This is a genomic window from Pseudomonas sp. TWI628 (genome assembly GCF_039673865.1).
Taxonomy (GTDB): domain Bacteria; phylum Pseudomonadota; class Gammaproteobacteria; order Pseudomonadales; family Pseudomonadaceae; genus Aquipseudomonas.
In genome coordinates, this window is record NZ_JBDJMM010000027.1 from 66,410 (window position 1) to 79,006 (window position 12,597).

The window sequence follows — 12,597 nt, forward strand, 5'->3', positions numbered from 1 at the left end:
AAACACCAAGTCCGGATGTAACGCAACCATTGTGGGAGCCGCGCTTGCCGACGATGGGCCGCGAAGCGGCCCCACGATCTCAAGGTTGTTGCATAAATTGCCGGGGCCGCTTTGCGGCCCATCGCCGGCAAGCGCGGCTCCCACAGGGTCTACGGCCCTTATCAATCGCGCAAATCCGACTCGTGAATCGGGTTGGCGCGGCTGGTCGCCCGTTGATACTGCGCAGGCCAAGTGGCCTTGTTACCGCCCAGATCATCATCGGCATGCAGCGGCCAGTAAGGATCGCGTAGCAGCTCCCGCGCCAGGAAGATCACGTCGGCCTGCCCGGTGCGCAGAATATGCTCGGCCTGGGCCGGTTCAGTGATCATGCCGACGGTACCGGTGGCGATTTCCGCCTCCTTGCGCACGCGCTCGGCGAAGCGAGTTTGGTAACCAGGGCCAGTGGGGATTTCGGCGTTGACCGAGGTACCACCGGAGGACACATCGATCAGGTCGACACCCAGCACCCGCAGCCGACGGGCCAGTTCCACGGTTTCATCCGGGTTCCAGCCATCCTCAACCCAATCGGTCGCCGATACCCTGACAAACAGCGGCAATTCAGCCGGCCAGACGCTGCGCACCGCTTCGACCACTTGCAGGGTCAGGCGGATACGGTTCTCGAAGCAGCTGCCATATTCATCGCGGCGCTGGTTGCTCAGCGGTGAAAGGAACTGGTGCAGCAGATAACCATGGGCGGCGTGGATTTCGACCACCTTGAAGCCGGCCTTGAGCGCCCGCTCGGTCGAGGCGACGAAGGCGTTGATCACGTCCTGAATCTCGTCCTTGCTCAACTCGCGTGGTGGTGTGTGTTGCGGATCGAAGGCAATCTTCGACGGCCCCACGGGCTGCCAGCCGCCGTCTTCGAGCTTCACACTGCCCTGCTTGCCCAGCCACGGCCGATAGGTACTGGCCTTGCGCCCGGCGTGGGCCAGCTGGATACCGGGGACGGCGCCTTGAGCGGTGATGAAACGGGTAATGCGCTGCAACGGGGCAATCTGGTCGTCGTTCCACAGGCCGAGGTCTTCGGCAGTGATGCGACCATCGGCAGTCACCGCGACGGCTTCGCTGATGACCAGGCCAGCGCCACCCACGGCGCGGCTGCCCAAGTGAACAAGATGCCAATCGTTGGCTAGGCCATCGACGGCGGAATACTGGCACATCGGCGAGACCGCGATGCGGTTGGGCAGCGTCAGCTGACGCAGGGTGTAAGGCTCGAGCAGCAGGCTCATGAGGGCACCTCCCAAGGACTCCAATGGTGATCCGGCCCGGACACTCAAGTGCACATCCCTGGCCCGATGCCGGTCATTAATCAGACTAGACCAGATTGGTGGGGGGGAAGGTTCAGTGGGATTGCTGACTGGTCCGACGCATGTATCAGACGTTTCCTACGCATATGAACTGGCGGTGCCTGGCTGAGGAAAATATCCTACAAGCCCTGTCGACTCGCGTCTGATTGTCCCTGGAAACACCGCCCTTTAGGCTTTTCGTGTCGCTGAAAACATCAGCGATGCGGGTGTGGAAACCCGGACAATCTTCAAGTGCCTGTCGTAATGGCAGCTGTACACGGGAGGCCGTATGGCCTACCGGGGTTCCTTGAAGACCGGTTTTCCACCCCGTGTACAGTTGCCGCCCTTCGTGTGGAAACGGCGGTGGCAACTCCTTTAATCTTCAAGGAATTGCTATGAAAAAGATCGTCCCCGATCCACCCCATCATTTCGACCTTCCCTCCGACAAGACCCTCACCAACGCCGTCAGCGAGGGCATCGTGCCCATCGACCACGTGGTGATGAACGTCACCCATTACCTGATGCTTGCCTACAACCATTGCCACCGAACCCTCGATGCCATCGAAGATGACCGCACCCGGGAATCGCTGGTGAATGGGCTGCGTGCCATGCAGATTGCATGGGGCCAGGCGGATGCGCTGTCACTGGCCTTGGAGCGGAGTACCAACCTTCATTGAGGTTGGAGTTGCGGGCCTCTTCGCGGGTAAACCCGCGAAGAGGCCAGAACAGGCCATCAAAAAATTTCAGGAGAGGAATCGATGACCACAGACGACACCCAATTCACCGTCGGCAAAACCACGTTTTTCCAAGGCGAACACCAGACCCATCCCCTGTTCCGCATCGAACCCGGCATCCCCTGCCGGGATGCCCGCGAGCAGGCCTCGGAGTTGATGGGCTATGTAAGAGAGCTGACCATCATCGGCCTGATGGATGAAAAACCGATGATGATCTGGGCATCCCATTACCTGAGTGCCATGGCCAAGGCACTGATGGATGATGCCGAGCTAGGCATGACACGCTAACGTGTCTGGGCGGCCAGGTGTTCGCCGAAAGGACTGCAGCGCTCGATTTGTGCCCCACCGCAAAAACCAAGGCAGGCACCTGGCGATAAACTCAGCGCGGCTCCATATGCGCAATCATCAACTGCACACTCTCATTCCCACGAAACTCGTTCACATCCAGCTTGTACGCCAGCTCCACCCAACGCACCGTCGGGTTCGGCCACACCTCACGGTCTATACCAAAGGCAATACCATCCAGCCGCACCGAGCCACACTCACTCTTGAGCACCACCTTCAAGTGCCGCTCGCCGACCACGCGCTGCTCCACCAGCTGGAACACCCCATGGAACAGCGGCTCGGGGAAGTGCTGCCCCCAAGGCCCGGCATTGCGCAGGGCCTTGGCCAGGTCGAGGTGGAATTCTTCCACGGCCAGGCTGCCGTCCGAGAGCAGACGACCGGTCAGGTCCTCCTCACGCAGCTGGCGCCGCACTTCTTCATCGAAGGCTTCAGCAAACGCCGGGAAATTGCTTTCGGGCAGGGACAGCCCCGCCGCCATGGCGTGCCCGCCGAACTTGCTGATCAACTGCGGGTGGCGCGCCGCCACTGCATCCAGCGCATCGCGGATATGGAAGCCCGGCACCGAACGCGCCGAGCCCTTGAGCATGCCGTCGCCAGCATCGGCGAAGGCGATGGTTGGCCGGTGGTAACGCTCTTTCAGGCGCGAGGCGAGAATCCCGATCACGCCCTGGTGCCAATCGGCATCGAACAGGCACAGGCCATAAGGCATGGACTCGACCGGCAGGTCCTTGAGCTGGGCCAGAGCCTCGCGCTGCATGCCCTGCTCGATCGACTTGCGGTCCTGGTTCAGGTCATCCAGCTGCTGGGCCATGTCCTGGGCCAGGGCTTGGTCCTCGCACAGCAGGCATTCGATGCCCAGGCTCATGTCGTCCAGGCGCCCGGCGGCATTGAGCCGTGGGCCGAGGATGAAGCCGAGGTCGGTGGAGGTGATGCGCCGATGGTCGCGCCGCGCCACTTCCAGGATGGCCTTCAGGCCAGGCCGCGCGCGGCCGGCGCGGATGCGCTCGAGGCCCTGGTGGACGAGGATGCGGTTGTTGGCATCCAGCGGCACCACGTCGGCGACACTGCCCAGCGCGACCAGGTCGAGCAGCTCGCCGATGTTCGGCTGCGGCTGCGTGTCGTAACGCCCCAGGCTGCGCAGTCGGGCGCGCAGGGCCATGAGCACGTAGAAGATCACCCCCACGCCGGCCAGCGACTTGCTCGGGAATTCGCAACCAGGCTGGTTCGGATTGACGATGGCGTCAGCATCGGGCAACTGCTGGCCCGGCAGGTGGTGGTCGGTGACCAGCACCTTGAGCCCGGCAGCCTTGGCGGCGGCAACACCTTCAACACTGGAGATACCGTTATCGACGGTCACCAGCAGGTCCGGCTGGCGCTCGAGCGCCACCTGGACGATCTCCGGGGTCAGGCCATAGCCATATTCGAAACGGTTGGGCACCAGGTAGTCGACGTGGGCCGCGCCCAGCAGGCGCAGGCCGAGCACGCCAACGGTACTGGCGGTGGCGCCATCAGCGTCGAAGTCGCCAACGATAAGGATGCGCTGGCGCTGATCGAGGGCTTCGACCAGCAGGTCCACCGCCGCCTCGATGCCCTTGAGTTGCTGATACGGCACCAGCCGCGCCAGGCTCTTGTCCAGTTCAGCCTCGGACTGCACGCCGCGGGCGGCATACAGGCGGGTCAGCAGGGGTGGCAGGTTACCCAGAAATGGCAGGGTCGGGGGCAGCGGGCGGGGTTCGATACGCATGGTGTCTTCGGCAGTCAGGTGTCAGTCGGTTCAGCCACGCTCACCGAGCAGCCATTGCAGTTGCACTTCGTGCTGGCCACGGTCATCGGTGACGAACACGGTGCCTTCGCTGATCATCACATCCCACTTGATGGTACGTGGCATGTCGGTGGCCAGGACTTCCAGCACTTCCTGCGGCACGGCGGCAATGCTCAGGTTCTTCAGGCCTTTGACTGCGCTCACTACCTTGCCTTCCCACACGCGCAGGCTGCCGTAGGCCAGCAGGCTGGTGCGCTCGGTGCGGCGCGAGCACCAGGTCAGGCGATCGGCATCCGGCTGACCGACTTCGATCCAGTGCAGGATGCGGTCATCCAGGCTCTTTTCCCACAGCGCCGCTTCATCGACATCAGACAGGCCACGGCCGAACGACAGATTCTCGTTGTACCACAGGGCATAAGCCAGCAGACGCACGGCCATGCGCTCTTCGGTTTCCGAAGGGTGACGAGCGATGGTCTGGCGGACGTTTTCATACACGCCGCGATCGAGGTCGGTCAGGTTCAGTTCGAATTTGTAGGTGGTGGACGGCTGGGCCATGGTCGAATGGGCTTCGTGCGTAGAGAAAAGTCACCTAGTCTAACCGATCCTGCCTGCGCTTGCGCCGGAGCAGTATCGGTGGCTGCGGACCTATGCTAAAACCACGGCTCTGACCAGTTGCCACGGATGCCCCATGTCTACGCCCAGCAAACCCCTCGCCGGCCTGAAAGTCATCGAGCTCGGCACCCTGATCGCCGGGCCGTTCGCCTCGCGCATCTGCGCCGAATTCGGCGCTGAAGTGATCAAGGTCGAGTCGCCAGACGGCGGTGACCCGCTGCGCAAATGGCGCAAGCTGTACGAGGGCACGTCGCTGTGGTGGTTCGTGCAGGCGCGCAACAAGCAGTCGCTGACGCTCAACCTCAAGCACCCCGAAGGCCGTGAAGTGCTCAAGCGCCTGCTCGGCGAGGCGGACATCCTGATCGAGAACTTCCGCCCCGGCGTGCTGGAAAAACTCGGCCTGGGCTGGGACGTGCTGCACGCCCTCAACCCGCGCCTGGTCATGGTACGCCTGTCCGGCTTTGGCCAGACCGGGCCGATGAAGGACCAGCCGGGGTTCGGTGCGGTCGGTGAATCGATGGGCGGGCTGCGTTACATCACCGGCTTCGACGACCGCCCGCCGGTACGCACCGGGATTTCCATCGGTGATTCGATCGCTGCACTGTGGGGGGTGATTGGCGCGCTGATGGCACTGCGTCATCGCGAGGTTAACGGTGGCCAGGGCCAAGTGGTGGACGTGGCGCTGTACGAGGCGATCTTCGCCATGATGGAAAGCATGGTCCCGGAATTCGACGTGTTCGGGTTCATCCGCGAGCGTACCGGCAACATCATGCCGGGCATCACGCCCTCCTCCATCCACACCAGCGCCGACGGCAAGCATGTGCAGATCGGCGCCAACGGTGACGCTATCTTCAAGCGGTTCATGCAGGCCATCGGCCGCACCGACCTGGCCGATGACCCGAGCCTGGCCAGCAACGATGGCCGCGACGCACGCCGTGACGAGCTGTACGGGGTGATCGACCGCTGGGCCAACAGCCTGCCGCTGGACCAGTTGATGCAGGTGCTCACCGACGCCGAAGTTCCGGCCAGCCGTATCTTTTCGGCCGAGGACATGTTCAGCGACCCGCAATACCTGGCTCGGGAAATGTTCCTCCAGGCACGCCTGCCTGACGGCAAGCCATTCAAGATGCCGGGCATCGTGCCCAAGCTCTCGGACACCCCAGGCTCTGCCGAGTGGGTGGGCCCGAGGCTCGGCGAACACACCGATGCCGTGCTGGCCACCCTGGGCTATGACCAGGCGGCAATCGCCAGCCTGCGCCAGGCGGGCACGGTCTGAGGCTGCCGCAGATGCGTACGCTGGCCCTGTTCGGGGCGCTGCTGCTGACCCTGCTGGTGCCACCGGCACAGGGCAAGGAGCGCCTGCTGTGGCTGGTGCGCGACCTGCCGCCCTTCACCGTGTTCGAAGGCACGGAGAAAGGCCAGGGGGTTATCGACCAGATGCTACCGCTGCTGATCGAGCAGATGCCCGAATACGAGCACAGTATCGTCCGGGTCAACCGTGCTCGCGGGATCCAGATGCTTCAGGACCCATCCAGCTTTACCTGCGACCCGACACTGCTATGGACCGCGGAGCGCGCGAAGTTCGTACATTTCTCGCAACCGTCGCTCGGCGTGATGAGCAGCGGCGTGGTGGTGCGCAACACCGCTCAGACGATGCTGGCACCGTTCCTTGACGGCCAGCAGGTCGACCTCAAAGGCTTGCTCGGCAATACCCGGCTGAAGCTCGGCATCGTCGCCGAGCGCAGCTACAGCAGCCAGGTCGACGAGATCCTGCGCCAACTGCCCGACTCCGCGTTCAACCGCCATTACGGCAACGATGCCACAGCCAACCTGCTGCAGATGCAACAGCTCGGGCGCCTGCAACTGGTGCTGGGCTACTGGCCGGAAGTGCGCTACCTGATTCAGCAACACGGCGGCTCGCCAGCGGACTATCAGTTCCATCCGATCCAGGGCGTGGACCGCTACCAGTTCCTGCACGTGGGCTGCTCGGACACGCCGCTGGGGCGCGCCGCCATCAGCCATATCGACCAGTTGCTACCGGCCCTGCGCCTGAATACCCTGCCTGCCCTGTATGCACACTGGCTTGACCCCGAGCTGCGCGCTGCCTACCTGGAAGAGAGCAAGCACTTCTTCGAAGCGCGTTAGCCAGCGCGCAAAAGAAACCCCGGGCGCTGGGGAAGACGCCCGGGGCCAATCGAAAGTCCTCATGGACTTCCCGTGACAACCTGCCAGTACCGGAGCTGTGCACTGGCCGGCTGCCCCTGATGATTATGATAGGCCACTCAGGCAAAGGTTCCCTGTGGCTGCTGGCGCTGTTGCAATGCCGCAATCACACAGGGCTGCAAGCGCCCCTCGACAATCTGCAGGTCTCGGTGCAGGCCGTCTACCAGGTCGATCAGCAGGCTTTGCTCCTGCAGCTGGCGCTGGCTGACCGTACGTTGCAAGGCCGTGCCGCCGAGGCTGTCGTATACGGTCAATTGGCGGTTGCCGCTGGCATCCGTGGCTCCCAGCCTGGCCTGGTAGGGGGTAAGGGCGTCGTTGAGCAGTCTGCAGATTCTTTCCATCCGGATCACTCGCTTGTAATGGGACATGAAGGAACTGACCAGCAAGCGTGGCGAAAAGTTCGTTACGCCACGGCTGTGTCAGTGAGCATGCGTGGGCGACGTGACAGTTTGAATACGTTGCAGGGCTTGTTGCCAGCGCCCGACAGGCAAGGGCCAAGGGAGGTCGGCAAGGACCCACAGGCCTTGGCGCCGGGCTTCATGGGCGAGGTTCGGGCAGCCTGCACTGGCATGGCCGACGAACAGCACGGCACGGGCGCAACAGGCCCGTTCGAGCAGGGCCAGGCCGTCGCCCACGGCATGGTCGAGGATCAGCAGGTCGGCACTCGGTTGGCGGGCCAGGCAAGTGTCGAGGTCGGCCAGGTCGTGGGTGACGCGCACATTGAACAGGCCTTGGGCGTTGCAGGCCTGGTGCAGGAGGATCTGGTGGGATGGGCGTGCCGGGTGGATCAACACGTAGGGCTGTCGCATGTGCCGCTCCTTGGGGGAAGGACCGGTCACTCTAGGCAAGGCTTCAACAGCCTTACATAGGACAATTCCGATAGAGGTATAGGAAAATCCTGAAATCCGGGGCTGCTTTGCAGCCCCGACGTTCATGCGATTACAACGGCTTGCCGCGATTACCATGCTGGCTGACAAAGGCTTGAACAGCCTTCAGGTCATTGGCCAACACGGTGCAACGCTCTTCACGGCTGAACAGGTCGCTCAGGTGCGCCGGCAGTTCCAGCGCCTTGCCGACACCGGCCTTCTCCACCGCTTCCGGGAACTTGACCGGGTGTGCGGTGCCCAGCACCACCATTGGCGTATCCAGGCTGCGGCGGCACTCGCGGGCGGCCTTGACGCCGATCGCGGTGTGCGGGTCGAGCACTTCACCGGTGGCGGCGAACACCTCGGCAATGGTCTCGCAGGTCTGCTCGTCGCTGACCGCCAGCGAATCGAACAGCTTGCGTGCCTCGGTCCAGCGGTCTTGCTCGACGCTGAAGCCGCCACCCTGCTTGAAGGTGGCCATCAGCTCGGCCAGCGCGGCACCGTTGCGGCCATGCAGGTCGAACAGCAGGCGCTCGAAGTTGGACGAAACCATGATGTCCATGGACGGCGACAGGGTCGCGTGCAGGGTTTCCTTGACGTACTGGTTGCCGCTCATGAAGCGGTGCAGGATGTCGTTGCGGTTGGTGGCGACGATCAGCTGGCTGACCGGCAGGCCCATGTTGCGCGCCAGGTAACCGGCGAAGATGTCGCCGAAGTTGCCGGTCGGTACCGAGAACGCCACCGAACGGGCCGGGCCACCCAGCTGCAGGGCCGCGTGGAAGTAGTAGACGATCTGGGCCATGATCCGCGCCCAGTTGATCGAGTTGACCGCGACCAGGCGGGTGCCCTTGAGGAACGATTGGTCAGCGAAGCTGGCCTTGACCATTTCCTGGCAGTCGTCGAAGTTGCCTTCGATGGCGATGTTATGGACGTTGTCGCCGAACAGGGTGGTCATCTGCCGGCGCTGAACTTCCGACACACGCTGGTGCGGGTGCAGGATGAAGATGTCGACGTTCTCGCAGCTGCGGCAGCCTTCAATGGCGGCGGAGCCGGTGTCACCGCTGGTGGCGCCGATGATCACCACACGCTCGTTGCGCTTGGCCAGCACGTGGTCGAGCAGGCGGCCGAGCAGTTGCAGGGCGAAGTCCTTGAAGGCCAGGGTCGGGCCGTGGAACAGCTCCAGCACCCACTCGTTGCTGTTTAGCTGGCGCAGCGGGGCGACCGCAGCGTGGGCAAACTCGCCGTAGGTTTCTTCGAGGATCTTCTTGAAGTCGGCGTCGGCAATGCTGCCTTCGACGAACGGGCGCATCACCCGGAAGGCCAGCTCGTGATACGGCAAGCCGGCCCAGGAGGCGATTTCTTCCTGGGTGAAGCGAGGCAGGTTCTCAGGGACGTACAGGCCGCCGTCGCTGGCCAGGCCAGCCAGCAGCACGTCTTCGAAGTTCAGGGCCGGAGCCTGGCCGCGGGTACTGATATAGCGCATGGGTGCAAACCTTCGATGCTAGGGCCGCCCGAGCGGCCCGATTGGCAAATTAATTCAGCTGTTCGACGCGGATGCGCACGACCTTGCCGACCACGTCCTGCAGGGCTTCCAGAGCGACAATGGCGTCGTTGATGCGCTGCTCGACCACACCGTGGGTCAGCAGGATCATCGGCACCAGGCCGTCCTGCTCCTCGGCTTCCTTCTGCATGATCGACTCGATGTTGATGCCGCGCTCCGACAGGATGCTCGCCACCTGGGCCAGCACGCCCGGATGGTCCTTGGCCTGGATGCGCAGGTAGTAGGCGCTTTCGCAGGCTTCGATCGGCAGGATCGGGTGGGCCGACAGCGAGTCTGGCTGGAAGGCCAGGTGCGGCACGCGGTTTTCCGGGTCGGAGGTCATGGCACGGACCACGTCGACCAGGTCACCCACCACCGACGAAGCGGTTGGCTCCATGCCGGCGCCAGCACCGTAGTACAGGGTGGAGCCGGCGGCGTCGCCGTTGACCATGACTGCGTTCATCACGCCATTGACGTTGGCGATCAGGCGGTCGGCCGGGATCAGCGTCGGGTGCACGCGCAGCTCGATGCCTTCGGCGGTACGACGGGCCACGCCCAGGTGCTTGATGCGGTAGCCCAGCGCTTCGGCGTAGTTCACGTCAGCGGTGGTCAGCTGGGTGATGCCCTCGGTGTAGGCCTTGTCGAACTGCAGCGGGATACCAAAGGCAATGGACGCCAGGATGGTCAGCTTGTGCGCGGCATCGATGCCTTCGACGTCGAAGGTCGGGTCGGCTTCGGCGTAGCCCAGCGCCTGGGCTTCGGCCAGCACGTCGGGGAAGGCGCGGCCTTTCTCACGCATTTCGGTGAGGATGAAGTTGCCGGTGCCGTTGATGATGCCGGCCAGCCAGTTGATGCGGTTGGCCGACAGGCCTTCGCGGATCGCCTTGATCACCGGGATACCACCCGCCACTGCGGCTTCGAAGGCAACGATGACGCCCTTCTCGCGCGCCTTGGCGAAGATCTCGTTACCGTGCACGGCGATCAGTGCCTTGTTGGCGGTGACCACGTGCTTGCCGTTCTCGATGGCCTTGAGCACCAGATCGCGGGCGATGGTGTAGCCACCGATCAGTTCGATGACAATGTCGATTTCCGGGTTGCTCGCAACTTCGAACACGTCAGCGGTAATGGGGGTACCGGTAATCTGGCAGTTCGGGTTCTGCGAGCGCATGGCAATCTGTGCCACTTCAATACCGCGCCCGGCACGGCGGGCAATCTCCTCGGCGTTGCGCTGAAGTACATTGAAGGTTCCGCCACCGACGGTCCCCAACCCACAGATGCCTACTTTGACCGGTTTCACTGTGAACTCCCCATTGAACGGCCGGCGCCTTCACCGACCGTGAAACATGCCGTCACCCCATGACGACGGCGTATTGAATTGATTACTTGGCGGCCTGCTGCTGGCCGTCCAGGGCCAGTTTGGCCACTTGTGGTGCCGGCTGGTAACCCGGAATCACATGGCCGTTTTCAAGCACGATGGCCGGCGTGCCGTTGACGCCGATCTGCTGGCCCAGCTGGAACTGCTTGCTGACCGGGTTGGCGCACTTGGCAGCCTTGATTTCCTTGCCTTCGACCATCTTGTCCATCGCCGCGCGACGGTCGCTGGAGCACCAGACTGCCTGCAGCTGCTCGTCACCTGGCGAACCGAGGCCCTGGCGCGGGAAGGCGACATAGCGCACTTCGATACCGCGGCGGTTGAGCTCCGGCACTTCGGCGTGCAGCTTGTGGCAATACGGGCAGGTGGTGTCGGTGAAGACGGTGATGTGCGACTTGGTCTGGCCCTTGGCAGGATAAACCACGGTCTCGGCGGCTGGAATGCCGTTGATGAGCTTGGCAACGCCCTGACGCTCGGTCTTCTCGGTCAGGTTGACCGGCTTGCCGTCCTGCAGCTGGTACAGGTAACCCTGCATGACGTACTGGCCATCGGCGCTGGCATACAGCACCCGGCCGCCCTGCAGCTTGACTTCGTACAGGCCATTGAGCGGGCTGCTGCCGACGCTTTCCACCGGTACTTCGAGTTCGAGGTTCTGCAACGACTTGCGGATGGCCTGCTCGGCGCTGGCATTGCTGTCAGCCGCGGCAACGGCAAAGGTACTGGCCAGCGCCAACACGGCGGCGGCGAAAATCTGGGTCACGCGCATGGGGAACTCCTGGAGGCGGACAGGGGCCGGAGGGCGTCACCTGCAAAAAAAATCGCGGCGACCGTGCGGCCCTTGATGCAAACCGCCCAAGCCTACCACATCACGCTGCTGGTGAAGGGGCCTGCAAGGACCGGTCGGCGGAACATGAAAAACATTCATCCACGCGGATGGTGCTGGGCGTGCAGCTGCTGCAGCCGCGCCTTGGCCACATGGGTGTAGATCTGCGTGGTCGAAAGGTCGCTGTGGCCCAGCAGCATCTGCACCACGCGCAGGTCGGCGCCATGGTTGAGCAGGTGCGTGGCGAAGGCGTGGCGCAGGGTGTGCGGCGACAGCGGCTTGTCGATGCAGGCCACCCGCGCCTGGTGCTTGATGCGGTGCCAGAAGGTCTGGCGGGTCATCTGCTCGCCGCGCTGGCTGGGGAACAGTACATCACTTGGCCGGCCGTTGAGCAGTTCGGCGCGGCCGTCACGCAGGTAGCGCTCCAGCCAGACCACCGCCTCCTCGCCCATCGGCACCAGGCGCTCCTTGCTGCCCTTGCCCATCACCCGCAGCACGCCCTGGCGCAGGTTGACCTGGTCGAGGGTCAGGCTGACCAGTTCGGTCACGCGCAGGCCGCAGGCGTAAAGGACTTCGAGCATGGCGCGGTCGCGCTGGCCGATGGCTTCACCCAGGTCCGGGGCCTGCAACAAGGCTTCGACGTCGGCTTCCGACAGGGATTTGGGCAAGGGCCGGCCCAGCTGCGGCATCTCGACCTGCAGGGTCGGGTCGACAGCCACCAGCTTCTCGCGCAGCAGGTAACGGAAGAAGCCGCGCAGGCCGGAGAGAAAGCGCGCAGTGGAGCGTGGCTTGTAGCCTTGGTCGAGACGCCAGGCCAGGTGGTCGAGGATCAGTTCGCGGCCGGCGTCGGGCAGCGATACCGAATGCTCCTGGAGCCAGCCGTTGAACAGGGCCAGATCGCTGCGGTAGGAGACGCGAGTGTTGTCGGAAAGGCCTTTTTCGAGCCACAGGGCGTCGAGGAACTGGTCGATCAGGGGGTGGTCGAGGGCAGGCAT

13 protein-coding genes are annotated in these 12,597 nt (G+C 63.6%); 4 read left to right on the plus strand and 9 right to left on the minus strand.

Translation table 11 applies throughout. The annotated features are described in order from the left end of the window. Nucleotides 1-161: 161 nt before the first annotated feature. Nucleotides 162-1,268 (minus strand): NADH:flavin oxidoreductase/NADH oxidase, encoded by a 1,107-nt coding sequence (locus ABE528_RS20595; RefSeq protein WP_152958132.1) that lies wholly within the window; start codon nucleotides 1,266-1,268, stop codon nucleotides 162-164. A 452-nt stretch (nucleotides 1,269-1,720) separates the two neighbouring features. On the opposite strand from ABE528_RS20595, the gene ABE528_RS20600 reads away from it, so the two are divergent. Together ABE528_RS20600 and ABE528_RS20605 are read left to right on the plus strand one after the other, a co-directional pair. Next, nucleotides 1,721-2,002, plus strand: a complete 282-nt coding sequence (locus ABE528_RS20600) for a hypothetical protein (RefSeq protein WP_152958133.1) — start codon at nucleotides 1,721-1,723, stop codon at nucleotides 2,000-2,002. 81 nt (nucleotides 2,003-2,083) lie between these two features. Beyond that, nucleotides 2,084-2,347, plus strand: a complete 264-nt coding sequence (locus ABE528_RS20605) for a DUF3077 domain-containing protein (protein WP_159411560.1) — start codon at nucleotides 2,084-2,086, stop codon at nucleotides 2,345-2,347. Nucleotides 2,348-2,438: 91 nt separating this feature from the next. Here the strand turns inward: ABE528_RS20605 and recJ are convergent, their stop codons facing one another. After that, entirely contained in the window at nucleotides 2,439-4,148 is a 1,710-nt protein-coding gene (gene recJ / locus ABE528_RS20610; RefSeq protein ID WP_346653940.1) for a single-stranded-DNA-specific exonuclease RecJ, read from the minus strand. Nucleotides 4,149-4,178: 30 nt separating this feature from the next. Next, nucleotides 4,179-4,721: a YaeQ family protein gene (locus tag ABE528_RS20615; RefSeq protein WP_103445451.1), complete on the minus strand. Its 543-nt coding sequence runs from the start codon at nucleotides 4,719-4,721 to the stop codon at nucleotides 4,179-4,181. Nucleotides 4,722-4,854: 133 nt separating this feature from the next. Between ABE528_RS20615 and ABE528_RS20620 the strand changes: the two genes are divergently transcribed. Together ABE528_RS20620 and ABE528_RS20625 are read left to right on the plus strand one after the other, a co-directional pair. After that, nucleotides 4,855-6,054, plus strand: a complete 1,200-nt coding sequence (locus ABE528_RS20620) for a CaiB/BaiF CoA-transferase family protein (RefSeq protein ID WP_346653941.1) — start codon at nucleotides 4,855-4,857, stop codon at nucleotides 6,052-6,054. Beyond that, nucleotides 6,051-6,923 (plus strand): TIGR02285 family protein, encoded by an 873-nt coding sequence (locus tag ABE528_RS20625; RefSeq protein WP_346653946.1) that lies wholly within the window; start codon nucleotides 6,051-6,053, stop codon nucleotides 6,921-6,923. Before ABE528_RS20620 ends, ABE528_RS20625 begins: the two co-directional genes overlap by 4 nt. Nucleotides 6,924-7,060: 137 nt before the next feature. Here ABE528_RS20625 and ABE528_RS20630 read toward each other — a convergent pair whose 3' ends face one another. The 6 genes from ABE528_RS20630 to xerD all read right to left on the minus strand — a co-directional run bounded on the left by ABE528_RS20630 (nucleotide 7,061) and on the right by xerD (nucleotide 12,597). Further along, the gene (locus ABE528_RS20630) at nucleotides 7,061-7,342 is read right to left on the minus strand and encodes a DUF3509 domain-containing protein (protein WP_152958141.1); all 282 of its coding nucleotides are present in this window, start codon (nucleotides 7,340-7,342) and stop codon (nucleotides 7,061-7,063) included. A gap of 78 nt (nucleotides 7,343-7,420) precedes the next feature. After that, entirely contained in the window at nucleotides 7,421-7,810 is a 390-nt protein-coding gene (locus ABE528_RS20635) for a histidine kinase (RefSeq protein ID WP_152958142.1), read from the minus strand. Between the two features lie 130 nt (nucleotides 7,811-7,940). Beyond that, nucleotides 7,941-9,350 (minus strand): threonine synthase, encoded by a 1,410-nt coding sequence (thrC, locus tag ABE528_RS20640; protein ID WP_027920098.1) that lies wholly within the window; start codon nucleotides 9,348-9,350, stop codon nucleotides 7,941-7,943. Nucleotides 9,351-9,399: 49 nt separating this feature from the next. Next, the gene (locus ABE528_RS20645; RefSeq protein ID WP_060485691.1) at nucleotides 9,400-10,704 is read right to left on the minus strand and encodes a homoserine dehydrogenase; all 1,305 of its coding nucleotides are present in this window, start codon (nucleotides 10,702-10,704) and stop codon (nucleotides 9,400-9,402) included. An 82-nt stretch (nucleotides 10,705-10,786) separates the two neighbouring features. Next, complete coding sequence (locus ABE528_RS20650; RefSeq protein ID WP_152958143.1) at nucleotides 10,787-11,545, minus strand: thioredoxin fold domain-containing protein; 759 nt, start codon at nucleotides 11,543-11,545, stop codon at nucleotides 10,787-10,789. Nucleotides 11,546-11,700: 155 nt separating this feature from the next. Then, nucleotides 11,701-12,597, minus strand: a complete 897-nt coding sequence (xerD, locus tag ABE528_RS20655; RefSeq protein WP_152958144.1) for a site-specific tyrosine recombinase XerD — start codon at nucleotides 12,595-12,597, stop codon at nucleotides 11,701-11,703.